Genomic DNA, 24,646 nt, shown 5'->3' with positions numbered 1-24,646 from the left:
CAATATGCCTAATGTGTGAATGGGTGAGACCACGCATATTTGCAGTCCCAGTCTTACGTTTACTGTCTTGCGTTGATCACCCCGGCTTACGCGGCGACCGTGCTCAAAAGCCGCTTGGGTGCCACTTCATGGTCACTTTTCACCACCCCCAGACCGATGAATACGGAGGCATGATACAACCGTACCAGCGTATCCGGCGTGAAGGCTTGCGCATCCAGCTGCGCTGACTGGCCATGGCTCAGGCGCCAATAGGCATCATCATCAACAGCTTGCGCAGGCAGATGATCCACCAGCACATCAACCGGCATGAGCTCGGATTCTCTGGCAGCTTGATCGTTCAGACGCTCAAGCGCATCGAGAGTCCACATACCCGTCGCGTCAAACGGGCCGGTTTTCGATCGTCGCAGCGCGCTGATATGCGCGCCGCAACCTAGCATGAGGCCAATGTCCTCAGCCAGTGTACGTATGTACGTCCCTTTACTGCAGCTTACTTCCAGCTCAAAAGCCGTATCGTCCAATGACAGCAGGCGCGCATCATACACGTTTATGCGCCTGGCTGCACGTTCCACGTGCTTGCCTTCACGAGCGAGCTCGTAAAGTTTTTTGCCCTGATGCTTGAGTGCTGAATACATCGGCGGTACCTGATCAATCTCACCGCGAAAGCGGGATAGCACCGTTTCAATATCCTGCGCCGTAAAACGCGGCACTTCACGTCGTTCCATGACCGCACCTTCGGCATCGCCGGTATCGGTGATAACGCCCAATTCAACCCGAGTGCGATACCCCTTGTCGGCTTCAAGCAAGTGCGCAGAAAACTTGGTCGCTTCGCCCAGGCAGATCGGCAAAAGGCCGGTGGCCATCGGGTCCAGCGTTCCCGTATGGCCGGCTTTCTGGGCATCAAACAGACGGCGCACCCGTTGCAGCGCATGGTTGCTGGACATGCCTTTAGGCTTATCCAGCAACAGCACGCCATCAACCAGCAAACCACGACGGCGACGCGCCATCAGCGCACATCCCTGTCATTGCCTGGCTCGCTGTTACCTGCCTCACTGGCATTCGCCTCACTGCTTGCCTCACTATCCAATTCATCATCTTGACGCTCGCGGTCACTGGCCACGGCCTCTTCGATCAATGAGGATAGGTGCTGCCCCCGCACCACACTTTCATCGTAATGAAAACGCAGCTCGGGCACATGACGTAACTTGATGCGTTTAGCAACCTGGCTTCTCAAAAAACCACCGGCACGCTTAAGCACCTGCAGGTTTTCCTTGATACGCTCAGGATCCTGTTCACCCAACAGAGTGACATAGATATCGGCGTAGCCCAGATCCCGGCTAACGGTCACACCGCTCACCGTCACCATGCCCAGACGCGGGTCTTTCACTTCACGCTGAATCAGTACCGCCAGCTCCTTCTGGAGCTGGTCGGCTACTCGGTCGGTACGCTTGAACTCGCGCATAGTACACTCCCGGCGAACTTAGAGGGTGCGTTCGACTTTAACCTGGTCAAAGACCTCGATCTTGTCGCCCACTTGAACATCGTTGTAGTTTTTCACCCCGATGCCGCACTCTACGCCATTACGTACTTCCTGCACGTCATCCTTGTAGCGACGCAGTGATTCAAGCTCGCCTTCGTAAATCACCACGTTCTCACGGAGTACGCGAATACGCTTGTTACGGAAGACACTGCCTTCAACCACCATACAACCTGCCACTGCACCAATCTTCGGCGCACGGAAGACGTCGCGGACTTCAGCCACACCAACGATTTCTTCTTTCCATTCAGGCGCAAGCTTACCGCTCATGGCCTGTTTGACTTCGTCAATCAGCTGGTAAATAACGCTGTAGTAGCGCAGGTCCAAGCCTTCACGTTCGATGATTTCGCGGGCTGCCGCATCCGCACGAACGTTAAAACCAACCACAATCGCCTCGGAGGCCAGCGCCAGGTTGGCATCGGTGCCGGTGATACCGCCAACACCGGAAGAAACCACTGCTACCTGAACTTCTTCAGTAGACAGCTCTTCCAAGGCGCCCTTGATCGCTTCCAGCGACCCCTGTACGTCGGCTTTCATGACGATGTTGACCTTGGCGATTTCGTCCTGGCCCATCTGGCTGAACATGTTCTCCAGCTTGGCCTTCTGCTGACGTGCCAGGCGTACTTCACGGTATTTTCCCTGACGGAAGTTAGCCACTTCACGGGCTTTTTTCTCATCCGCCACCGCCATGAACTCTTCACCCGCTTCCGGCGTGCCGTCGAGGCCCTGAATTTCAACCGGCTGGGAGGGGCCTGCGGTGTCTACCTGCTTGCCCAGTTCGTTGGTCAGTGCACGGACGCGGCCGTAATGCAGGCCGGCCAGCACGATATCCCCTTTTTTCAGGGTACCGTTCTGTACCAGTACAGTTGCCACCGGACCGCGGCCTTTATCCAGGCGCGACTCGACCACAACCCCTTTACCCGGCGCTTCAGGCACGGCTTTCAGCTCCAGCACTTCAGATACCAGCTGGATGGCTTCCAGCAGTTCTTCAATACCTTCACCAGTGTGAGCCGACACATGCACAAACTGCGTGTCGCCGCCCCACTCTTCAGAGATAACGCCGTGCTGAGACAGTTCGTTTTTAATACGATCAAGATCAATGCCGTCTTTATCGATCTTGTTTACCGCCACAACCATAGGCACTTCAGCTGCTTTGGAGTGCTCAATCGCTTCAACGGTCTGCGGCATGACACCGTCGTCTGCCGCAACGACCAGAATAACCACGTCCGTTGCCTTGGCACCGCGAGCACGCATGGCCGTAAATGCCGCGTGACCGGGCGTATCCAGGAAGGTAACACCACCGTGGTTATCTTCCACGTGATAGGCACCGATGTGCTGGGTGATACCGCCCGCTTCGCCAGTAGCGACTTTGGCGCGACGGATATAATCCAGCAGCGATGTTTTACCATGGTCGACGTGGCCCATGACGGTCACGACGGGCGAACGGGTAATTTCCTCACCTTCGTAAGAAATGCTATCCAGCATTTCCGTTTCCAGAGCGTCATCTTTGACCAGACGCGCCTTGTGGCCCATTTCTTCCACAACGATGGCCGCAGTATCCTGGTCGATCGTCTGGTTGATGGTCACGGCTGCGCCCATGTTGAACATGGCCTTGATCACTTCATTGGCCTTGATCGACATCTTGTCGGCCAGCTCCGCCACACTGATTGACTCAGGAATGGAGACTTCGCGAACAATCGGCTGCGTTGGCTTCTGGAAGGCATGCTTACCATTACCGCTCTGATTACCGCTACTACGACGACCACCGCGACGCTCAGACCGCTTGGCCTTCTTCGCACCACCGCCACGCTTACGCTCTTCGCGATCGCTGCGATCATCTTCCTGATCGTGGCGGCCTTTCTTCTTGGCAGCGGCCTTTTTCGGAGGCGCGGTACGACGATCGGCACGACCTTCCTTAGGCGGTGCCGGCGGCATTTCTTCTGAAGCAGGCTCGCTGGTTCCAAGCTCAGGAACAGAAATATTTAGCTCGGTCGGGACGTCAGCCTGTTTGGCTTTCGATTCGGCAGCTTTCGATTCTGCGGCCTTTGCTTCCTGCTCACGTGCCTTTTTGCTTTCAGCTTCAGCTGCCTTACGTTTCTCTTCGGCGGCCTGACGCTCCTGCATATCGCGTGCGTCCTGAACCTTGCGCTCAGCTTCCGCTTCAGCCATATCACCGACCAGCTGACGAGGACCGCTATGCTTAGGTTCAGGCGCTTTCGGCTTGTCGTCCTCAGCACGCTTAACGTAGGTTTTTTTCTTGCGAACCTGTACTTCAATAGTCTTACCGCGATCGCCTGTCTTGATCTTGCTACGCGTTTTACGCGTCAGGGTGATGCGGTTCTTGCTCGCGTCATTGTCGCCGCCATGGCTTTTCTTCAAATAGCTTAATAACGTCTGCTTATCCTCTTCGGAAACCACATCGTTATCAGCGCTATGAGATAGCCCGGCTTCTTTCATCTGCTCTAACAAGCGGGGCACTTCACGGCCCACTTTCGCTGCAAAATCTTTTACTGTCATATCTGACATAGTGACCCTCCTCAGCCCGTGTCCTGTTTACTGTGTGTTCGAATCAGATGCGGCATCGTCTTCGAACCAGGGCGCACGGGCAGTCATGATCAGTGCCGCTGCGCGCGCTTCGTCCAATTCCTCGATATCGATCAGATCATCGACAGACTGCTCAGCGAGATCTTCCATGGTGACAATGCCACGGCTGGCCAGAATAAAGGCCAGATGGCGCTCCATACCTTCCATCTCAAGCAAATCATCTGCCGGCTGAGCACCGTCGAGAGCTTCTTCCGAGGCAATGGCCATCGTCAGCAGCTCGTCTTTTGCTCTTGCACGCAACGCTTCAACCAACGCTTCATCGAATTCTTCGATTTCAAGCATTTCATCAAGCGGCACGTAGGCAACTTCTTCCAGGGTGGTAAATCCTTCTTCTACCAACAGGCGGGCAACGTCTTCATCCACTTCAAGGTGCTGGATAAAGGTGTCTACCAGACTATCGATTTCCTGCTCACGTTTTTCGTCAGCTTCGGACTCGGTCATGACGTTGATACGCCAGCCCGTCAGCTCTGACGCAAGACGCACGTTCTGGCCACTCCGGCCAATCGCTTGAGCCAGGTTGTCTGCCGCAACCGCCACATCCATGGCGTGGGCATCTTCATCAACCAGAATCGACGCCACATCGGCAGGTGCCATGGCATTGATGACCAGTTGAGCGGGATTGTCATCCCACAGAACGATATCCACCCGCTCGTTCTGAAGCTCGGAAGACACCGCCTGAACACGCGAACCACGCATCCCTACACAAGCGCCTACCGGATCGATACGGCGATCATTGGTTTTTACCGCAATCTTGGCGCGTGAACCGGGATCACGGGCAGCCCCTTTGATCTCGATCAGCTGCTCGGCAATTTCCGGCACTTCGATCTTGAACAGCTCGGTAATTAACTCAGGGCAGGTACGCGACAGTAACAGCTGGGCACCACGGGCATCAGCGTCAACCTTTACCAGCAATGCTCTCACCCGTTCATTCATGCGGTAACGCTCGCCATGAATCATTTCATTGCGCGGCAGAAATGCTTCGGCGTTATCGCCCAGATCAATAATCAGGCCATCGCGGGTGGTTTTCTTGACAATACCCGCCACCAGTTCGCCTTCACGGTCTGCGTACTGGCGAACCACTTCCGCCCGCTCAGCTTCGCGTACTTTCTGGACGATGACCTGCTTGGCTGTTTGTGCCGCAATACGACCAAATTCAGCATTTTCAATCTGCTTTTCAACCACATCGCCCAGTTGCAAAGGCGGATCGCGCTGTTCAGCAATGCTTTCCTTGATTTCGTAATCCGGGGTTTCGAATTCGTCATCCTCGACCACTGTCCAGTATCGGAACGTCAGGTAATCACCGGTGCGACGATCAATGTGGACACGAACGTTCGCTTCTTCCCTGTCGAATCGCTTGCGTGACGCGCTGGCCAAGGCGGCTTCCACCGCTTCAAAGATGACATCACGGGGGACGCCTTTCTCGTTGGAGATCGCGTCAACGACCATTAAAATTTCTTTACTCATGCGCTTGCCTCGCCAGAAAACCTGTCCTTATGTGCAAAAGTCCGGCACTCCGCCGGTCGCGTCACCCGATCAATCACCGAACTGAGGAACAATGGTTGCCTGATCAATACTTTCGATCGGGAAGCAGAATTCTTCTCCATCCATATGCAGCAGCACTTCATCCTCTTCAACGCCCGCAATAAGGCCGCTGAACTTGCGCCGCCCATCAAAAGGTATCCGCAGTTTAATCGCCACGTGATGGCCAATAAAACGGGTAAAATGATCAAGCGTATAGAGAGGACGTGCCATTCCCGGAGAAGATACTTCCAGGCGATACTCGCCAGGAATCGGATCTTCCACGTCCAGAACAGCACTGACTTGGCGGCTGATATCGGCACAGTCGTCGACGCTGACGCCACTTTCGCGCTCAATGTAAATGACCAACCGCGATTGCTTGCCCTGGGATAGATGGTCAATACCCCACAGTTCAAAACCCATCGCAGTGACAACAGGCTCAACTAGCGCGTGAAGCGCCGCATGTTTTGTGGCCACAGACAAAGCTCCTATAGCCGTTGCATCAGGCACCTGGCCAGGAGTCGAAAGAAAAGCTAGGTGGCTGATTGGCGTTACCCGGAAACGTGCCACCACTTATGTGGAAGGCATCAGTTAGTGAGATTTTTACTCGTATCAAACGCTGTAAAATCAAACGTTCTGCTAACAAAAAGCCCCTTCACAGGAAGGGGCTTTTTTAAGAAACCTGTAGTACCATCAAGTGTCACATTCGATAATATTAGTCAGCACAATATTTCACGAAATTGTTTTACATCACTTGAAATGGTAGCGGGGACCGGATTTGAACCGATGACCTTCGGGTTATGAGCCCGACGAGCTACCAGACTGCTCCACCCCGCATCAATCTAGGTGGACGATAATAGACGCTTTGAACAACTTCGTCAAGGCCTATTTTTTTCGTCCCAGGTGCCAATCCTGCTTCAACAGGTTACAAATCATCTTATTTGTTAACCTGTCAATTGGTGCCGAAGGCGGGACTTGAACCCGCACGACCATACGGTCACTACCCCCTCAAGATAGCGTGTCTACCAATTCCACCACTTCGGCATCAGGGGAGGCCATCAAAAAACGGTGCGTTACTCTGCACCACTCTCCTCTAGCACTGGCGCAGTATTATCCACACTTGTGGAGGTGTCGTCAAGCGAAGGAGTGTCATTACGTTGCTGGATCAACTGAGCATCAGGAATTCCCATTTCAGGTGCCTGACCTGCCTGAGTCGCGAAGTACGCCAGCGTCAGTGACGTTGCAAAAAAACCTGCCGCCAGAATGCCGGTAAAACGGGCCAGAAAATTACCGCTACCACGTGACCCAAACACCGTCTGGGAAGCCCCGCCACCAAACGATGCCCCCGCCTCTGCGCCTTTCCCCTGCTGCAGCAGGATCAGCACGACAAGAGCGATCGCGATAACGACATGAACCATCAAAATTGCCACTTGAACTTGCATAAGTTTATCCTGCTGACTGACAAATAGCGTAAAAGTCGTCGACCTTGAGCGAAGCACCACCCACCAGGCCGCCGTCGATGTCTGGCTGAGCTAAAAGCTCAGCCGCATTATTGGCATTCATACTGCCACCGTAAAGCAAACGCAACTGCGCCGCTAACTGGGTATCAAAGCCTGCCTGATAGGCACGAATCTTACCCATGACGTCCTGAGCCTGTTCCGGCGACGCGGTGCGCCCCGTACCGATCGCCCAGACAGGCTCGTAAGCAATCACGACCTGTTGGCGTTGAGCGGGCTCAAGACGCGCCATCACGTGCCCTACCTGGCGCAGCACAACATTCATGGTGTCACCACGGTCGCGCTCTTCAAGTGTTTCACCCACGCACAGCACCGGTACCAGCCCGACACTTAATGCTGCGAGGGTACGATCATAAACGTGGTCGTCGGTTTCACGGTAGAGCTGCCGACGCTCGGAATGCCCGATCAAAACGTAGGTAACGCCGAACTCTTTAAGCATCTGACCACTGACTTCACCAGTATGGGCGCCAGAGTGCACAGGGTTGAGCGTTTGAGCACCCAATGTTAGCGGCGTGCCTTGAAATGCATGACGCGCCGCATCCAGGTAAGGAAAAGGCGGTATAACCGTAATATCAAGCGCTTCAGGCAGGTCCGCCTGAGTGAAGCGCTCGCCAAACTGACGAATCAGCTCAGCGGAGCCGTTCATTTTCCAGTTACCGGCAATCAAAGGCGTTCGCATCGAATTCCCTCACTTAAAGTGGTGCGAAATGGTATAGGAGCTGTGGCGGCAAAACAACCGCTGTCAATCTATCGCAATGACTTTGTCTACTTAAGACGTGGCCAGCGTCGACAAGCTCTAACCCACTATCGTGTGTTTAACAGCGCCGTTTTCACGTTATTTCTAGCGGTGACTGCTGCCTTCCTGCAGCACTGCCCAAGTCATATTGACGGCATCCACGCTGGCAGCCACATCATGAACGCGCAGAATTTTCGCGCCACGCTCCACCGCCAGAGCCGTTAGCGCCAGGCCACCAGGCAAACGCTCTTCTACCGGCCGCCCTAGCACTTTGCCTATCATGCTTTTACGTGAGGTTCCCACCAACAACGGACACCCGAGCGACTGTAAACGCTCCATATACTTGAGCAGGCGTAAATTATGCTCGACCGTTTTGCCAAAACCAAACCCAGGGTCAAGCAACAAACGGCTCTGGCGCAACCCCGCCGCTTCACAAACCTCAATACGACGGGCCAGATATTCGGCGACCTCATCTTCAATGGGACGCTCATAGTGAGGCGACTGCTGCATGGTCTGCGGCTCCCCCTGACGATGCATCAAGCACACCGGCAAGGCACTGGCAGCGGCGGCAGACAAAGCGCCTTCAAGTTCCAGCGCACGCACATCATTGATCATGCCAGCCCCCAGCGCTGTCACTTCACGCATCACACTGGCACGACTGGTATCCACGGACACCAGCGCATCCAGATTCCGCACCAGCGCCTCCACCACAGGCGCCACTCGATCAAGCTCTTCCTGCTCGGAAACAGGGGCGGCTCCGGGGCGCGTGGATTCTCCGCCCACATCAATAATAGAAGCACCTTCAGCCAGCATTTGCTCAGCATGCTGCAAAGCTGCATCCCAGCCGACATGCTGACCACCATCGGAAAAGGAATCGGGCGTGACGTTAAGAATCCCCATCACATGCGGAAAAGACAGATCCAGCAGATGGCGACCGCAGCGTAAACGATCAACCTCAGCGGGAATATTACTCTCAATCGATGAAGCGTTTGAAGTCATGCAGCAGCCTGATTTAGTAAATATTGAAACAGCCAATCAAGGCATAGTATCTCAAGGCATGGTATCTCAAGGCATAGTATCTCAAGGCGTAGTATCAAAAAAGGCGCCCCACATCGGGGGCGCCTTCTTTCGTCAGCCGGAAGCTCAGGGTCCGGCAGGGCCGCCCAGCGGATCAGAAGGACGCCGACGCGGCTCGTCCTCATCGTCTTCACCGCTGCCCTCGTCACCTTTGACGTCGCCGCCACCACTGTTTCCACCATCACCACTGTCACCAGCCGTATTGGAAGCATCTTCCTGTGATTTTCCAGTCGGGCTTTCCTCCATCGCCGGCGAACCACCGCCAGAGGAATCCCCTTCATTCCAATCTTCAGGGGGTTTCGGCGTACGACCTGCCATAATATCTTTAAGCTGGCTGGCATCGATAGTTTCATATTTCATCAATGCATCGGCCATAGCGTCCAGCTTGTCGCGATTATCTTCGAGAATCTGCTGCGCCTGCTTATAGCAGCCATCAATAATCTTGCGCACTTCTTTATCCAGACGCGTCGTGGTGTCGCCGGACTTCATTTTAGCGCCGCCCTGACTGGAACCGAGAAACTGATGCGATTCGTCCTCGTCATACAGGATAGGCCCCATTTCATCCGACAGCCCCCACTTGGCTACCATATTGTGGGCAAGCTCAGTTGCACGCTTGATATCGTTGGATGCACCGGTAGTAACCCCATTAGGGCCAAGTGTCATTTCCTCGGCAATACGGCCGCCAAACAGAGAACATATCTGACTGAGAATCTGTTGGCGCGACAGACTATAGCGATCTTCCTCAGGCAGGAACATCGTCACACCAAGGGCGCGCCCACGAGGAATAATGGTTACCTTGTAAACAGGGTCATGCTCAGGCATCACCAGACCGATAATCGCATGCCCTGATTCATGATAAGCCGTGTTCAGCTTTTCCTTGTTGGTCATGACCATGGATTTGCGCTCTGCGCCCATCATGATCTTATCCTTGGCCTGATCAAGCTCTTCCATACTGACCAGACGCTTGTTGCCACGCGCTGCAAACAGTGCAGCCTCATTGACCAGGTTCGCAAGGTCAGCACCAGAGAAGCCAGGCGTGCCGCGCGCAATCAGCTGCGGTTTGACATCTTCAGCCAGCGGCACTTTGCGAAGGTGCACTCCCAGAATATGTTCGCGACCGCGAATGTCCGGCAGACCAACGGTTACCTGGCGGTCGAAGCGGCCTGGGCGCATTAAGGCTGGGTCAAGCACGTCAGGACGGTTGGTTGCCGCAATGACGATAATGCCTTCGTTAGCCTCAAAGCCATCCATTTCCACCAGCAACTGGTTAAGCGTCTGCTCACGCTCATCATTACCGCCGCCCATGCCAGCACCGCGCGAACGGCCTACCGCATCGATTTCATCGATAAAGATAATGCACGGCGCCTGCTTTTTGGCCTGCTCAAACATGTCACGTACACGGGAAGCACCAACACCGACGAACATTTCGACGAAGTCTGAACCCGAGATAGAGAAGAACGGTACCTTAGCTTCACCGGCGATGGACTTGGCCAGCAGTGTTTTACCCGTCCCTGGCGGCCCTACCATCAACACGCCACGGGGAATGGTGCCGCCCAGGCGCTGAAACTTGGTAGGATCACGTAAGAAATCCACCAGCTCTTCGACTTCTTCCTTCGCCTCATCACAGCCTGCGACATCAGCAAAGGTCGTCTTGATCTGATCCTGGGATAACAACTTGGCTTTTGACTTACCAAAGCTCATCGGGCCGCCTTTACCACCACCGGCACCGCCCTGCATCTGACGCATGAAGAACATGAAAATAGCCAGAATCAGCAGAATCGGGAAACTGGCGATCAGCAGGCGTGTCCAGATACTTTGCTGTTCAGGCGCTTTACCGACAACCGTTACATCGTTGACCAGCAGATCGTCCATTAGCTTGGGATCTTCTGCTGCCGGACGAATTGTCTGAAAGCTTGAGCCGTCGGTTCGCTCACCATTGATGGTATAACCATCGATAGTGACGCTGCGGACCTGCTGATTTTGCACCTGCTCCACGAACTGCGAATAGTTCATGGTCTGCGGTGCCGTTTCGGTGCTGAAATTGTTGAACACCGTCAGCAGCACGGCTGCGATGACCAACCACAGAATCAGGTTCTTTGCCATATCGTTCAAGGGGCTACCCTCATTACAAGAATCTTTCGGTTAACACTCGTTACTGAGACAATACACCAGCAGCGAGCGTTCAACCATTGCCAAAGCGGATACGCCTTGGGCCATATGCATCAAACTTGATCAAAACGCGTCATTTTACAAGACATACTTTGACACAACTTAGACACAGTGTGCGACAACGTTTCTATTAATTGTCACGATAGTCGAGCGCTATGATCATAACGCGCTGCTTTCTTTGACATCTTGACATTGACAGAGATATCCCAATACTCGTCAACCATCATTTCTTAAACCCTTCAGCCAACAGATAGACTTCTCTGGAGCGCGCCCGAGAGGCATCGGGCTTACGTGTCACCACGCGCTGAAAATCATTGCGCAGCGCTTTCAGAAAGTCATCGAAACCCTCTCCCTGAAATACTTTAGCCAGAAAACGGCCACCTGGAGATAGGGTATCACGAGCCAGCTCCAGTGCCAGCTCAACAAGGTACATCGCCTGAGGCTGATCAATTGCCGCCATACCACTCATATTGGGGGCCATATCCGACATCACAAGGTCAACGGGACGATTACCCAGCCGATCAAGGATCATATTCAGCACACTTTCCTCGGTAAAATCGCCTTGAACAAAGTCAACGCCAGCCAGCGCGTCCATTTCAAGAATATCCGAGGCAATAACGATACCGCCACCTCCAACACGATCAGCGGCCACCTGGCTCCATCCTCCAGGCGCAGCACCCAGATCAATAACGGTCATCCCTGAGCGAAACAGTTTATCCTTTTCATCCATCGCCAGCAGCTTATAGCTGGCACGGGAACGATAACCGTCCTGCCAGCTTTGCTTGACGTAGGGGTCATCGAAATGCTCTTTCATCCAGCTAGCGCTGGACTTGCTCGACTGCTGCTTGCGATCTTTGGGCTTTTGCTGCATAAAAAAATCTGATGATAGAAGTCAGGATAGGTGCTTTCACCTTGCGGCATTTCACCGTAAGATGGAGCGTTAAGCGCAAACTGGGATACCGCACGATACCATGAGCTTGTCACAGGCACAAAAGAAAGCATTCCGCAGCATTGGCCATCACCTTAATCCGGTGGTGACCGTCTCTGAAAATGGCATTTCAGACAACTTGCTGGCCGAACTCGACCGCGCACTGCGCGACCATGAACTCATCAAGGTTAAGCTTGCGATTCCCGAACGTGAGGATCGCACTGACGTACTGGAAAGCATGCTGGGAGCACTGACCGGGAATGCTCAGGCTGAGCTGGTACAGACCATCGGCAAGATGGCGTTACTCTATCGCCGCAATCCGCAGGTCAACCCCAAGCTTTCCAACATCAGTCGCTTTGAAAACCATCATGGTCGGTTTTAACACCATCATGGTTTTCTGACATAGGCCACAAAAAACGCCCCATGACTGCTAATAGCCATGGGGCGTTTTTATATGACTATCAAAGGTGTTCGACGCCTTCTATTTCATACTCAACATCACCACCTGGGGTTTTGACCACCACGACATCCCCCTCTTCCTTTCCGATCAGGGCACGGGCGATAGGTGACGTCACAGAAATACGCCCCTGTTTAATATTGGCTTCGTCCTCACCCACGATGCGGTAGGTGACTCCCTCATCAGTGTCCAGATTGAGTAGTTCGACGGTCACACCGAAAATCACCTTGCCGGTTTTCGGCAGCTTGGTGACATCGATCACCTGGGCGCTGGAGAGTTTGCTCTCGATTTCCTGAATACGCCCTTCGATGAACCCTTGCTGTTCACGCGCCGCGTGATACTCAGCGTTCTCCTTAAGGTCACCGTGCTCACGCGCCTCGGCGATGGCAGCAATCACTTTAGGACGCGCCTCACCTTTTAAGTGATTGAGCTCTTCACGAAGGTTTTTTTCTCCCACAACCGTCATCGGGACCTTATTCATTGACTTGCTCCTGCGTGCAATTCCTGAAGACGCCGCACCGTAATCTCCCTACCGTACTCAAGCGCCATACAGACCGCATTAGCACCTGCCAAGGTGGTGGCATAAGGCACCTTGCGTGACAACGCTGTACGACGAATGACCGAGGAGTCGTTAATCGCTTGACGACCCTCGGTAGTATTGACGATGTAGGCTATCTCGTCGTTCTTAAGCAGATCGACGATATGCGGACGGCCTTCATAGACCTTGTTGACATGCGTAACACAAAGCCCGGCTGCCTCAAGCGCTGCAGCAGTGCCTTGCGTTGCACATAATGAAAAACCTAATGTTAGCAGAGAACGCGCCACTTCGATAATACCTTCCTTGTCTGGCTCGCGCACAGAAAGGAAGGCTTTGCGGTCGCCCTCCAGCGCCGGAATCGCTTCCCCAGCGCCCAGCTGTGCCTTGAAGAAGGCTTCTGCAAAGGTATCGCCTGACCCCATGACTTCGCCAGTAGACTTCATTTCAGGCGACAGAATCGGATCAACGCCCTGGAACTTGTTGAACGGGAAGACGGCTTCTTTCACGCTATAGAAATGCGGGATAATCTCACGCTCAAAGCCTTGCTCAGCCAGCGTCGTTCCTGCCATGCAGCGAGCGGCAATCTGTGCCAGCGAGGTGCCAATGCATTTGGACACAAAGGGTACGGTACGCGAAGCACGGGGATTGACCTCGATGACATAGATCTCGCCATCCTGCCACGCCAGCTGCACATTCATCAGGCCTTTCACGCCAAGCTCAACGGCCATTTTCTTGACCTGCTCGCGCATTTCATCCTGCACATCGGCAGGCAGTGAGTAAGGCGGTAGCGAACAGGCGGAATCACCTGAGTGCACACCTGCCTGCTCGACGTGCTGCATGATGCCGCCAATCACCACCTGCTGACCGTCAGAGACAGCATCGATATCGATCTCGATCGCCGCACTCAAGAAATGGTCAAGCAAGACGGGGGAATCGTTGGAGACCTTCACTGCATGGGTCATGTAGTTTTCAAGCTCGGAGGCATCGTAAACGATTTCCATCGCTCGCCCACCCAATACGTAGCTTGGGCGCACCACCAAGGGGTAGCCAATGGCCTCCGCCTTGGAAAACGCTTCTTCAAAGCTGCGGGCGGTCGCGTTGGGCGGCTGTTTCAGGCCCAACTTGTCGATCATTATCTGGAAGCGTTCACGGTCTTCGGCGCGATCAATAGCATCCGGCGTGGTACCGATAATCGGCACGCCTGCCGCTTCCAGCTCACGGGCAAGCTTCAACGGCGTTTGACCACCGAACTGCACAATGACGCCGACCGGCTTCTCTTTGTCAGCGATTTCCAGCACATCTTCCAGCGTAACCGGCTCGAAATAGAGACGATCCGAAGTGTCATAGTCGGTAGAAACCGTTTCCGGGTTGCAGTTGACCATGATGGTTTCATAGCCGTCATCGCGCATGGCGAAAGCCGCATGAACACAGCAGTAGTCAAACTCAATCCCCTGACCAATACGGTTGGGGCCACCGCCAAGTACCATAATTTTCTGACGATCCGACACCTGTGCTTCGCACTCCTCTTCGTAGGTGGAGTACATATAAGCGGTGTCAGAAGCAAATTCCGCGGCACAGGTGTCGACACGTTTATAAACCGGACGAATACCCGCGGCCTGGCGGGTTTTGCGGAACTCTTTTTCCGAAACGCCCAGCAGCTTGGCCAGACGCGCATCGCCGAAGCCTTTACGTTTAAGCTGGTAAAGCTCACGGGCAGTGAAGTCACCCAGGGAACGTTTGGCGACGGCATTTTCAGTAAGCACCAGATCTTCCAGCTGCACCAGGAACCAAGGGTCGATATTGGTGAGCGCAAACACCTCATCGACACTCATTCCAGCGCGCATGGCATCGGCTATATAGAAGATACGCTCGGCACCGGCGGCCTGGAGTTCACCCTGAATGATCGCCATGTTGTCTGGCGTGAAATCAGTGATGATCGGGTCGAGGCCATCGTTGCCGGTTTCCATGCCGCGCAGGGCTTTCTGCATGGATTCCTGGAAGGTACGGCCAATCGCCATGACTTCGCCCACTGACTTCATCTGAGTGGTCAGGCGGTCATTTGCCTGCGGAAACTTCTCGAAGGTAAAACGCGGAATCTTGGTGACGACATAATCAATTGACGGCTCAAACGACGCAGGCGTGCGGCCACCGGTAATATCGTTTTGCAGCTCATCCAGGGTGTAGCCCACCGCCAGCTTCGCGGCGATTTTGGCAATCGGGAAACCCGTGGCCTTGGAGGCCAGCGCCGACGAGCGCGATACACGCGGGTTCATCTCGATAACCACCAGACGGCCGGTTTCCGGGTCCATACCAAATTGCACGTTGGAGCCGCCGGTTTCCACACCAATCTCGCGCAGTACCGCGAGGCTGGCATCACGCATGATCTGGTACTCTTTATCGGTCAGCGTTTGCGCTGGCGCGACGGTAATCGAGTCACCGGTGTGAACGCCCATAGGGTCGAAGTTTTCAATCGCACAGACGATGATGCAGTTGTCGTTCTTGTCCCGCACGACTTCCATTTCGTACTCTTTCCAACCCAGCAGCGATTCATCAATCAGCAGCTCGTGGTTGTTGGAAAGCTCGAAACCGCGGGTACAGATTTCTTCGAACTCTTCCTTGTTGTACGCCACACCGCCGCCGGAGCCGCCCATGGTGTAAGAAGGACGAATAATGGTCGGAAAGCCTAGCTCCGCCTGAGTTTCCCAGGCTTCCTCCATAGTGTGCGCGACTTTCGCTTTCGGGCACTCCAAACCAATACGTTTCATGGCCTGATCGAACAGGTCGCGATCCTCCGCCATGTTAATCGCATCGGCGTTGGCACCGATCATTTCGACGCCGTACTTGTCCAGTACACCGTATTTTTCCAGATTCAGCGCGCAGTTCAGGGCTGTCTGGCCACCCATGGTGGGCAGAATGGCGTCGGGGCGCTCGGCCTCAATAATCTTTTCGACCGCCTGCCAGGTAATCGGCTCGATGTAGGTCGCATCAGCCATGGCCGGGTCGGTCATGATAGTGGCCGGGTTGGAGTTAACCAGAATAACCCGGAACCCTTCTTCACGCAGCGCTTTACACGCTTGGGCGCCGGAGTAGTCAAATTCGCAGGCCTGGCCGATGACAATCGGGCCAGCGCCAATGATAAGAATGCTGTTGATATCGGTACGCTTAGGCATAACGGTTCCCGCAAAATAGGTGACGATGAGCGACAAAAAACGGCGTTACATGACGGTAATAATGGGCGGCGTTAGCGACGCGCCTGCATCATGGCAATAAAGCGATCAAACAGCGGTGCCACATCGCGCGGACCGGGGCTGGCCTCCGGGTGACCCTGGAAGCTGAACGCCGGGCGGTCAGTACGCTCAATCCCTTGCAGCGTGCCATCAAACAGCGAACGATGCGTGGCGCGCACGTTGTCCGGCAGGCTCGCTTCATCGGCAGCAAAGCCGTGGTTCTGGCTGGTGATCATTACCGTGCCGGTGTCTAGATCCTGAACCGGGTGGTTGGCACCGTGGTGGCCATGGCTCATCTTGACGGTTTTGGCACCTGAGGCCAGCGCCAGCAACTGGTGACCCAGACAGATACCAAAGACTGGCGTATTGCTTTCCAGCACGTCCTGAATCGCCTTGATGGCGTAGTCACAAGGTTCCGGGTCGCCTGGGCCGTTAGCCAGAAAGACACCGTCCGGTTGCATGGCCAGTACATCAGCCGCCGGCGTTTGCGCTGGCACTACCGTCAATCGGCAGCCCCGCGCGGCCAGCATGCGCAGGATGTTAAATTTCACACCGAAATCGTAAGCCACCACGTGGTAAGAACCTTCGCCCTTTCCGTCAGGACCCGCGGTATCCGCATACCCTTCGCCCAGCGTCCACTCGCCTTGTGTCCATTCGTAAGCCTCTTTGCACGAGACCTCTTTGGCCAGATCCATGCCCTTCAGCCCAGGAAATGCCTTCGCTGCCGCCAGCGCCCGCTCAACGGCATCGTCGCCCTCTGCCTCTTCTCCTGCCAGAATCGCACCGTTCTGCGCGCCTTTGTCACGCAGAATGCGAGTTAAGCGACGCGTATCGATTTCGGCAATACCCAGCACATTCTGGCTTTTCAGGTAGTCAGAAAGGGTCTGCTCAGAGCGGAAGCTGCTTGCCATCAGCGGCAGATCGCGAATTACCAGCCCCGCCGCCGCAATGGAAGCTGACTCCACGTCTTCAGCGTTAATGCCGGTATTGCCAATATGAGGGTAGGTCAGCGTGACGATCTGGCGGGTGTAAGAAGGGTCGGTGAGAATTTCCTGGTAGCCGGTCATGGCCGTATTGAACACCACCTCGCCACTGGTTTTTCCTTCGGCACCGATGGCCGTCCCGTGGAAGACGCTCCCATCTTCAAGGGCTAATATTGCGGGTTTGCTCAATGCGGGGTTATTCAAGACAAGTCCTCCCATGCTGGTAGGCGCCGCAAGGCGCAGGCTCGGCAATCTGATAATGGTCTCTCTGGGCAACCATCAGGTCGTAAAAAAGCGGGACGAAGCCGATTAAAAATCGGTCTCATCCCGCTTGTTGTTCGTCACTCATGTGCTTCATGTTGCTGGCATCGCTGGATGTGGCCAACGCAACAAGCGCCGTTTTGCATGACACTTTGGCTGCCACGGGGGCAAAATTTTTTGAATATTACAGGATTCTAACGCCTACGGCCAGCCCTTATCACCGACTATCTTATCCTTACGGCTAATCCAGGCTTATTCAAACCCCAGCACATCCTGCATATCGTAGCGCCCATGGGGTTGTGACGAGACCCACCGCGCGGCACGCACCGCGCCTTTGGCAAAGGTCATGCGGCTGGAGGCTTTATGGGTAATTTCGATGCGCTCGCCTTCAGTGGCAAACATCACCGTGTGCTCACCCACGATATCGCCAGCCCGCACGGTGGCAAAACCGATCTCTTTATCGCTGCGCGGGCCGCACTGCCCTACCCGCTCAAACACGCCGTGCTCTTTTAGCGTACGACCGAGGCTTTCCGCGACCACTTCGCCCATTTTGATGGCGGTGCCGGAAGGCGCATCCACCTTATGACGATGATGAGCCTCAATCACTTCAATGTCATACCCTTCATCGCCTAGCGCCTTGGCCGCCGTTTCCAGCAGTTTCAGCGTCAGGTTCACGCCAACGCTCATGTTCGGTGCAAACACCATGGGCACGCGATCACGATAGCCATCCAGCTCGGCTAACTCGTCCTCACTCATACCGGTGGTACCGATCACCATGCGCTTACCATGCTCGGCACAGAACGCCAGATTCGCCAGCGTTACCTGGGGCGCCGTAAAGTCGATCAATACATCGAAGTCATCAACAATGGCAGCCAAGGAATCAACAGCGACCACACCGCGCTTACCAACGCCTGCCAGCTCACCAATGTCCGCCCCCGCCAGCGAGCTTCCCGGCTCAACGACCCCGCCTGCCAGCGAGGCATCTGCCTCTTGTTCAACCGCGTTGACTAGCGTGCGGCCCATACGGCCGGCCACGCCAACAATGGCAATTCGGGTCATGGAAACTCCTGTTATGTCCTTAAGGGGGAAATCAAAAAAGTAGTATACCAGAAAGCAAAACCCCCAATGACGCGAGCCATCGGGGGTGACAAAACCAGCCTGAAAACTTACGGCTTCATGTCTTCAAAGAACTTCTTCACGTTGTCGAAGAAGCCGGTTTTCTTCGGCGAGTGGCTGTGGCTGTTGCTGTCGTCAAAGCTTTTCTGCAGTTGACGGAGCAGATCCTTTTGCTCGTCATTGAGATTGACGGGCGTTTCCAGCACTACCTTGCACAGCAAATCACCAGGCGCACCGCCGCGAACTGGCTTAACGCCTTTACCCCGCAGGCGGAAGAGCTTGCCGGTTTGTGTTTCCGGCGGAATCTTCAGCTTGATGCGACCATCCAGGGTCGGCACTTCAAGCTCGCCGCCCAGCGACGCATCCACAAAGTTGATCGGCACATCGCATTGCAGATGCTTGCCATCACGCTGGAAGATATGGTGCGGTTTGATGGCAGCCTGAACGTACAGATCGCCAGGCGGCCCGCCGTTGATACCCGCTTCGCCTTCACCATTCAGGCGAATGCGATCACCGGTATCCACCCCCGCCGGAATCTTGACGGACAGCGTACGGGTTTCACGCACGCGACCTTCGCCATTACATTTGTGGCATGGCACTTTAATGTGCTGGCCACTGCCGTGACAGGTCGGGCAGGTCTGCTGAACGGCAAAGAACCCTTGTTGCATTCGTACCTGACCGTGGCCGTGGCAGGTCGGGCAGGTTTCCTTGCTGGAACCGGGTTCGGCACCGCCACCATCACAGCGGTCACATTCGATATGGCGCGGCACGCGAATATCAACTGTGGTGCCGGCTACAGCGCTTTCAAGGTCCAACTCAAGGTTGTAGCGCAGGTCGGAACCTCGTGCTGGCGCATTAGGCCCACGCCGACGACCACCGCCACCACCAAAAATATCGCCAAACACATCGCCGAAGATGTCGCTGAAATCTCCAGGGCCACCGCCACCAAAGCCGCCTCCGGCCTGGCCATCTACGCCAGCATGACCAAACTGGTCATAGGCACCACGTTTTTCGCCATCGGACAGCACTTCATAGGCTTCCGAGACTTCGCGGAATTTTTCTGCCGAGGTGGTATCGTCAGGGTTTCGATCGGGGTGATATTTCTGGGCCAGGCGGCGGTAGGCCTTTTTGATCTCTTTCTGATCGGCCCCTTTATCGACCCCCAGGACTTCATAGTAATCGCGCTTGGACATGGGTCCTACGCCTCCTGGTTAGCTACACATTCTGATTCGCTACGCGTTCATTCAAACGTTATAACCGGAAACAGCAACGCGGGAGTTGCCTCCCGCGTCACCACTTTCTTTAACAGAAAGAGGAAGTTTACTGCTTTTTCTGATCGTCGTTGACTTCTTCGTACTCGGCATCAACCACGTCTTCTTCCGGTTTGGCATTGGGGTCTTCAGCACCTTCACCTTCCGCTTGCTGAGCCGCTTCTGCCTGTTCGGCGTACATCTTCTGCGCTAGCTGACCAGAAGCTTCGGTCAGGGCATCCAGCTTCTTCTGGATGTTGTCCTTGTCATCCGTCTTCACGGCTTCTTCAAGCTCGGTGATGGCGGTCTCGATGGCCTGCTTCTCGTCGTCAGTTGCCTTATCACCGGCTTCTGACAGCGTTTTGCGGGTCGCGTGAATCATGCCATCTGACTGGTTGCGCAGCTGCACCAGCTCTTCGAACTTCTTATCTTCGTCCGCATGAGCTTCTGCATCGCGAACCATCTGTTCGATTTCATCATCGGTCAGACCGCTGGAAGCCTTGATGACAATCGATTGCTCTTTACCGGTGGCTTTGTCTTTCGCCGAAACGTTCAGGATACCGTTGGCATCCAGGTCGAAAGCCACTTCGATCTGCGGCACACCGCGCGGTGCCGGCGGAATATCGGCGAGGTCGAAGCGACCCAGCGATTTATTCTGCGACACTTGCTTGCGCTCCCCCTGAACAGCGTGAATGGTCACTGCTGTCTGGTTATCATCCGCTGTCGAGAAGGTTTGCGTCTTCTTCGTCGGGATGGTGGTGTTTTTCTCGATCAGGGGTGTCATGACACCACCCATGGTTTCGATACCCAGGGTCAGCGGCGTGACGTCCAGCAGCAGGACGTCTTTTACGTCACCGCCCAGCACACCACCCTGAATCGCAGCACCAACGGCAACGGCTTCATCCGGGTTAACGTCCTTGCGAGCTTCCTTACCGAAGAAGTCTGCCACTTTCTGCTGAACCTGCGGCATACGCGTCTGGCCACCGACCAGGATCACGTCATCCACTTCAGCAGCGGAGAGACCTGCGTCTTTCAAGGCCGTTTTGCACGGTTCCAGCGAACGCTGAACCAGGTCTTCTACCAGTGATTCCAGCTTGGCACGCGTCACTTTGACGTTCAGGTGCTTCGGCCCGGTGTTATCCGCCGTGATGTACGGCAGGTTAACGTCGGTCTGCTGAGCGCTGGACAGCTCGATCTTGGCTTTTTCTGCGGCTTCTTTCAGGCGCTGCATGGCCAAATTGTCGCCGGAAAGATCCATGCCACTATCTGCCTTGAACTGGTCAACCAGATAGTTGATCAGCGCCAGATCGAAATCTTCGCCGCCCAGGAAGGTGTCGCCGTTAGTGGCCAACACTTCAAACTGGGTTTCACCATCAACGTCTGCCACTTCGATAATGGAAATATCGAAAGTACCGCCACCCAGGTCGTATACAGCAATGGTTTTATCGCCGCGCGATTTATCCATGCCGTAAGCCAGTGCTGCTGCGGTCGGCTCGTTGATAATACGTTTTACTTCCAGACCCGCGATGCGGCCTGCATCTTTTGTGGCCTGACGCTGACTGTCATTAAAGTAAGCCGGTACGGTGATAACCGCATCGGTCACTTCTTCACCAAGATAGTCTTCGGCGGTTTTCTTCATCTTTTTCAGCACTTCCGCACTTACCTGCGGCGGTGCCATTTTTTTGCCTTTTACATCGACCCAGGCGTCGCCGTTATCGGCTTCGGTGATCTTGTAAGGCACCATCTTGATGTCTTTCTGAACGACGTCGTCTTTAAAACGACGGCCGATCAGACGCTTGATGGCGTACAGGGTGTTTTCCGGATTGGTCACCGCCTGGCGCTTGGCCGCCTGACCGACCAGCGTTTCGCCGTCGTCAGTGTAAGCGATGATGGACGGCGTGGTGCGGCCGCCTTCTGCGTTTTCAATAACCTTGGCGCTATCGCCGTCGAGCACTGCCACACAAGAGTTGGTGGTGCCCAGGTCAATACCAATAATGCGTCCCATAGTAAAAACCTCAAATTCGTGTTTGGAAACGGATGACAAAATGTCGTCTGAACAATGGCAGTTATTAGCGTTTTGCTAACTTCTGCGTGGTTGCTCTGTTATTTGGGGGCCTGTTGCAGCATTTCAAGGGTCTTTTATCCCTGTTATCCCGCTTTTTGGCTCACTACAACCATTGCCGGACGCACAAGGCGGCCGTTGAGCAGATAGCCCTTCTGCATCACATCCATCACAGTGTTGGGCTCCAACTCCGGGTTGGGAACCATCGTCATGGCTTCGTGTACTTGCGGGTCAAAGGGCTCACCATGAGGCTCAATCACTTCAACGCCGAACTTGTTCAACACATCGAGCTGCATTTTCAGCGTCATGGAAACACCTTCGCGATGCACCTCAGACGCTTCTTCCTGCATGGTTTCCAGCGCTTTTTCCAGGCTATCCACCACAGGAAGCAGTTCCTTGATGAATTTCTCCAGCGCGTACTTACGGGCTTTTTCGGCTTCCTGTTCGGCACGACGGCGTACGTTCTGTGCTTCAGCCGCTGCGCGTAGCGCCTGATCTTTGGCGTCGGCCAGACTTTGCTCCAGCTCTTCTACCTGCGCCGCCAGCACTTGAGCTTCCGGATTATCGTCGGCGGTGTCGATGGTATCGCCTTCGTCGTTAATCAGGTTTTCCAGCTCACCTTCGGCCAGGCGCTCTTCAGCTTCCTGCTCCGGCGCTTCGGATTCCTGCTCGTGGCGAGCCAATTCATCATCAAGTGGGGTTTGCGGTTCTTTCGCCATGGGGAACTCCTACAAAGCAAACATGGACTAATTTATCGGTTTGCTGGGTATATGGGGGCCATAGCGCTCAACTCAAGAGGGAAATTTGAAGAGATGGCATTGAAGCACATCATCAGCTACTGTATAAAACAACAATAATTGGATGTGTATCCAGTGATTCGTCACCGTTGATCTGCCTCAGCGCCAGGAGGAACCCATGCTGACCCAGTTAGCGATCCAGGACTTCGCCATTGTCGACCACCTTGAGCTGGAGCTCACTGGCGGCATGACCGCTATCACCGGTGAAACAGGTGCCGGCAAATCGATTCTGCTTGGGGCCTTGGGGTTGTGCCTGGGTGAACGGGCCGACGCAGGCAGTGTGCGTCACGGCTGTCAGCGTGCTGACCTCTCGGCGCGCTTTGACATTCATCACCTGCCGGCCGCACAAGCCTGGCTGGCTGAACGAGAGCTACCTGAGGATGAATGCCTGCTGCGCCGCGTTATCACGTCCAATGGTCGTTCCAAGGCATGGATTAACGGGCAACCGACGACGATTGCTGATCTTAAATCGCTGGGCGAACATCTGATTCAGATTCATGGCCAGCACGCTCATCAGGCCCTGCTGCGTGAAGAGACACATTTAGCGCTACTCGATGACTATGCGGGGTTAAATGCTGACGTTAGCCAGCTCACCGATACCTTCCGTGCCTGGCAACGCACTCGTCGGCGCTTGAAGGAACTGAGTGAAGCAGGCAGTGAAATAGAAGCCAAGCGTCAGCTGCTGCGTTATCAGGTTGAGGAGCTGGATCAACTGGCCCTTGAGGAAGATGAACTGCCGACTCTGGAAGAAGAACAGTTGCAGCTGGCCCACGCGGAGGAAATCCTGCGTGAAACCGAATTTGCTGCCGAGTGCTGCGCCAGCGATGAAGGCGGTGCGCTTTCTCTATTGCATCAGGCTCATCAACATTTAAGCGCACTGCCCGGCAGCGATAAAGGCGCCCTGGCCAACACGCTGAATATGCTTAATGAGGCCAGAATTCAGATTGAAGAAGCCTCCAGCGAACTGGCACGCCTTGCAGGGCACACGGAACTTGACCCTACCCGGCTGGCCTGGGTGGAAGATCGTCTGGGTGATATTCATCGCCTGGCGCGCAAGCATCACGTCACGCCGGAAGAGCTCCATGCGTTTCACCAGCAGCTAAGTGAATCACTCAGCCAGTTGGACACCAGCGATAACGACCTGGACGCGTTAAGTGAAAAAGCCAACACGCTGCGCGAACAATACCGCGAGCAGGCAAAAACCCTCAGCAAGGCGCGCCAGAAAGCCGCGACAAAACTTGGCAAGGAAGTTCAGCAGCAGCTGGCTTTTCTGGCCATGGGCAAGGCACATTTTGACGTGGCACTAGAGGCTCGTGAGACACCGGCCCCGGACGGCATTGACCGTGTTCAGTTTCTGATCAGCGCTAACCCTGGCCAGCCTGCCCGACCATTGGCCAAAGTGGCCTCCGGCGGCGAACTTTCAAGAATCAGTCTGGCCATCCAGGTGGTCGCCGCCAGGCACTCAACGATCCCCAGCCTGGTCTTTGATGAAGTGGATGTTGGTGTTTCTGGCGCCACAGCGGAAATCGTCGGCCAGCTGCTGCGTAAGCTGGGTAATGACGGCCAGGTAATGACCGTCACCCACTTACCCCAAGTGGCGGCCCAGGCACATCAGCACCTGCATATTGAAAAATGCGCCAAGCACAATACCACGCAGACCAATATGGCGCTTCTGGATGAGAGTGGTCGTATCAGTGAGCTGGCACGCATGCTCGGCGGCGTCAATCTTTCCGAGCAGACCCTGGCTCATGCGCGGGAAATGCTCAGCGCCAGCCAGCACCCGCCACACTAGATACCATCGTTCCTAACCGCCTAAAAAAACGCCCGAACCGTGATAACGATTCGGGCGCTTTCGTGGGTCAGCGCAAAAAT

At 54.8% G+C, this 24,646-nt stretch carries 19 protein-coding genes and 2 tRNA genes; 2 read left to right on the top strand and 19 right to left on the bottom strand.

What is annotated here, in order from left to right:
• Positions 1-86 precede the first annotated feature (86 nt).
• The 12 genes from truB to rlmE form a co-directional block, all read right to left on the bottom strand.
• On the bottom strand, positions 87-1,004 hold the full coding sequence (truB, locus tag ACU6TU_RS02205) for a tRNA pseudouridine(55) synthase TruB (protein WP_447142967.1): 918 nt from the start codon (positions 1,002-1,004) through the stop codon (positions 87-89).
• Positions 1,004-1,459: a 30S ribosome-binding factor RbfA gene (gene rbfA, locus ACU6TU_RS02200; RefSeq protein WP_447142966.1), complete on the bottom strand. Its 456-nt coding sequence runs from the start codon at positions 1,457-1,459 to the stop codon at positions 1,004-1,006. The genes truB and rbfA overlap by 1 nt, the downstream gene beginning before the upstream one ends.
• 18 nt (positions 1,460-1,477) lie before the next feature.
• Positions 1,478-4,060: a translation initiation factor IF-2 gene (gene infB, locus ACU6TU_RS02195; protein WP_447142965.1), complete on the bottom strand. Its 2,583-nt coding sequence runs from the start codon at positions 4,058-4,060 to the stop codon at positions 1,478-1,480.
• A gap of 27 nt (positions 4,061-4,087) precedes the next feature.
• A complete protein-coding gene (gene nusA, locus ACU6TU_RS02190; RefSeq protein ID WP_447142964.1) occupies positions 4,088-5,602 on the bottom strand; it encodes a transcription termination factor NusA in 1,515 nt (504 codons plus the stop codon).
• Between the two features lie 69 nt (positions 5,603-5,671).
• Entirely contained in the window at positions 5,672-6,133 is a 462-nt protein-coding gene (gene rimP / locus ACU6TU_RS02185) for a ribosome maturation factor RimP (RefSeq protein WP_447142963.1), read from the bottom strand.
• Between the two features lie 283 nt (positions 6,134-6,416).
• Positions 6,417-6,493, bottom strand: a tRNA-Met gene (locus tag ACU6TU_RS02180).
• Between the two features lie 120 nt (positions 6,494-6,613).
• Positions 6,614-6,700 (bottom strand) — tRNA-Leu (locus tag ACU6TU_RS02175).
• A gap of 29 nt (positions 6,701-6,729) precedes the next feature.
• Positions 6,730-7,098 (bottom strand): preprotein translocase subunit SecG, encoded by a 369-nt coding sequence (secG, locus tag ACU6TU_RS02170; RefSeq protein WP_447142962.1) that lies wholly within the window; start codon positions 7,096-7,098, stop codon positions 6,730-6,732.
• A 4-nt stretch (positions 7,099-7,102) separates the two neighbouring features.
• Positions 7,103-7,852 carry a triose-phosphate isomerase gene (gene tpiA, locus ACU6TU_RS02165; RefSeq protein WP_447142961.1) on the bottom strand — a complete coding sequence of 250 codons (750 nt, stop codon included), beginning with the start codon at positions 7,850-7,852 and terminating at the stop codon, positions 7,103-7,105.
• Between the two features lie 162 nt (positions 7,853-8,014).
• Positions 8,015-8,908 (bottom strand): dihydropteroate synthase, encoded by an 894-nt coding sequence (gene folP / locus ACU6TU_RS02160; RefSeq protein ID WP_447142960.1) that lies wholly within the window; start codon positions 8,906-8,908, stop codon positions 8,015-8,017.
• A gap of 144 nt (positions 8,909-9,052) precedes the next feature.
• Positions 9,053-11,098, bottom strand: coding sequence for an ATP-dependent zinc metalloprotease FtsH (gene ftsH / locus ACU6TU_RS02155; protein ID WP_447142959.1), 2,046 nt, complete (start codon positions 11,096-11,098; stop codon positions 9,053-9,055).
• A gap of 280 nt (positions 11,099-11,378) precedes the next feature.
• Positions 11,379-12,026, bottom strand: coding sequence for a 23S rRNA (uridine(2552)-2'-O)-methyltransferase RlmE (gene rlmE, locus ACU6TU_RS02150; protein ID WP_447142958.1), 648 nt, complete (start codon positions 12,024-12,026; stop codon positions 11,379-11,381).
• A 100-nt stretch (positions 12,027-12,126) separates the two neighbouring features.
• Between rlmE and yhbY the strand changes: the two genes are divergently transcribed.
• Positions 12,127-12,465 (top strand): ribosome assembly RNA-binding protein YhbY, encoded by a 339-nt coding sequence (yhbY, locus tag ACU6TU_RS02145; RefSeq protein ID WP_447142957.1) that lies wholly within the window; start codon positions 12,127-12,129, stop codon positions 12,463-12,465.
• A 79-nt stretch (positions 12,466-12,544) separates the two neighbouring features.
• On the opposite strand, the gene greA is transcribed toward yhbY, so the two are convergent.
• From greA to grpE, 7 genes are all read right to left on the bottom strand, one after another.
• Positions 12,545-13,021 carry a transcription elongation factor GreA gene (greA, locus tag ACU6TU_RS02140; RefSeq protein WP_447142956.1) on the bottom strand — a complete coding sequence of 159 codons (477 nt, stop codon included), beginning with the start codon at positions 13,019-13,021 and terminating at the stop codon, positions 12,545-12,547.
• Complete coding sequence (carB, locus tag ACU6TU_RS02135; RefSeq protein ID WP_447142955.1) at positions 13,018-16,248, bottom strand: carbamoyl-phosphate synthase large subunit; 3,231 nt, start codon at positions 16,246-16,248, stop codon at positions 13,018-13,020. The genes greA and carB overlap by 4 nt, the downstream gene beginning before the upstream one ends.
• A gap of 71 nt (positions 16,249-16,319) precedes the next feature.
• Positions 16,320-17,477, bottom strand: a complete 1,158-nt coding sequence (gene carA / locus ACU6TU_RS02130; RefSeq protein ID WP_447144162.1) for a glutamine-hydrolyzing carbamoyl-phosphate synthase small subunit — start codon at positions 17,475-17,477, stop codon at positions 16,320-16,322.
• A 324-nt stretch (positions 17,478-17,801) separates the two neighbouring features.
• Positions 17,802-18,608, bottom strand: coding sequence for a 4-hydroxy-tetrahydrodipicolinate reductase (dapB, locus tag ACU6TU_RS02125; RefSeq protein WP_447142954.1), 807 nt, complete (start codon positions 18,606-18,608; stop codon positions 17,802-17,804).
• Positions 18,609-18,715: 107 nt separating this feature from the next.
• Complete coding sequence (gene dnaJ / locus ACU6TU_RS02120; RefSeq protein ID WP_447142953.1) at positions 18,716-19,858, bottom strand: molecular chaperone DnaJ; 1,143 nt, start codon at positions 19,856-19,858, stop codon at positions 18,716-18,718.
• Positions 19,859-19,985: 127 nt separating this feature from the next.
• Positions 19,986-21,920 (bottom strand): molecular chaperone DnaK, encoded by a 1,935-nt coding sequence (gene dnaK, locus ACU6TU_RS02115; RefSeq protein WP_447142952.1) that lies wholly within the window; start codon positions 21,918-21,920, stop codon positions 19,986-19,988.
• A gap of 143 nt (positions 21,921-22,063) precedes the next feature.
• Positions 22,064-22,696 carry a nucleotide exchange factor GrpE gene (gene grpE / locus ACU6TU_RS02110; protein ID WP_100819121.1) on the bottom strand — a complete coding sequence of 211 codons (633 nt, stop codon included), beginning with the start codon at positions 22,694-22,696 and terminating at the stop codon, positions 22,064-22,066.
• Between the two features lie 196 nt (positions 22,697-22,892).
• On the opposite strand from grpE, the gene recN reads away from it, so the two are divergent.
• A complete protein-coding gene (recN, locus tag ACU6TU_RS02105; protein ID WP_447142951.1) occupies positions 22,893-24,566 on the top strand; it encodes a DNA repair protein RecN in 1,674 nt (557 codons plus the stop codon).
• Positions 24,567-24,646: the final 80 nt, after the last annotated feature.

The sequence above is a fragment of the Halomonas sp. LS-001 genome (genome assembly GCF_052983955.1).
Note: the sequence above shows the minus strand (reverse complement) of the source record. Positions and strands in the feature narration are given on the sequence as shown.

Excerpts from the sequence above, each read along its gene's own strand:
- dnaK (WP_447142952.1), bottom strand. The coding sequence starts at position 21,920 with ATGGGACGCATTATTGGTATTGACCTGGGCACCACCAACTCTTGTGTG.
- rlmE (WP_447142958.1), bottom strand. The coding sequence starts at position 12,026 with ATGCAGCAAAAGCCCAAAGATCGCAAGCAGCAGTCGAGCAAGTCCAGC.
- nusA (WP_447142964.1), bottom strand. The coding sequence starts at position 5,602 with ATGAGTAAAGAAATTTTAATGGTCGTTGACGCGATCTCCAACGAGAAA.
- folP (WP_447142960.1), bottom strand. The coding sequence starts at position 8,908 with ATGACTTCAAACGCTTCATCGATTGAGAGTAATATTCCCGCTGAGGTT.
- truB (WP_447142967.1), bottom strand. The coding sequence starts at position 1,004 with ATGGCGCGTCGCCGTCGTGGTTTGCTGGTTGATGGCGTGCTGTTGCTG.
- recN (WP_447142951.1), top strand. The coding sequence starts at position 22,893 with ATGCTGACCCAGTTAGCGATCCAGGACTTCGCCATTGTCGACCACCTT.
- carB (WP_447142955.1), bottom strand. The coding sequence starts at position 16,248 with ATGCCTAAGCGTACCGATATCAACAGCATTCTTATCATTGGCGCTGGC.
- tpiA (WP_447142961.1), bottom strand. The coding sequence starts at position 7,852 with ATGCGAACGCCTTTGATTGCCGGTAACTGGAAAATGAACGGCTCCGCT.
- grpE (WP_100819121.1), bottom strand. The coding sequence starts at position 22,696 with ATGGCGAAAGAACCGCAAACCCCACTTGATGATGAATTGGCTCGCCAC.
- infB (WP_447142965.1), bottom strand. The coding sequence starts at position 4,060 with ATGTCAGATATGACAGTAAAAGATTTTGCAGCGAAAGTGGGCCGTGAA.
- rbfA (WP_447142966.1), bottom strand. The coding sequence starts at position 1,459 with ATGCGCGAGTTCAAGCGTACCGACCGAGTAGCCGACCAGCTCCAGAAG.
- dnaJ (WP_447142953.1), bottom strand. The coding sequence starts at position 19,858 with ATGTCCAAGCGCGATTACTATGAAGTCCTGGGGGTCGATAAAGGGGCC.
- greA (WP_447142956.1), bottom strand. The coding sequence starts at position 13,021 with ATGAATAAGGTCCCGATGACGGTTGTGGGAGAAAAAAACCTTCGTGAA.
- yhbY (WP_447142957.1), top strand. The coding sequence starts at position 12,127 with ATGAGCTTGTCACAGGCACAAAAGAAAGCATTCCGCAGCATTGGCCAT.
- secG (WP_447142962.1), bottom strand. The coding sequence starts at position 7,098 with ATGCAAGTTCAAGTGGCAATTTTGATGGTTCATGTCGTTATCGCGATC.
- dapB (WP_447142954.1), bottom strand. The coding sequence starts at position 18,608 with ATGACCCGAATTGCCATTGTTGGCGTGGCCGGCCGTATGGGCCGCACG.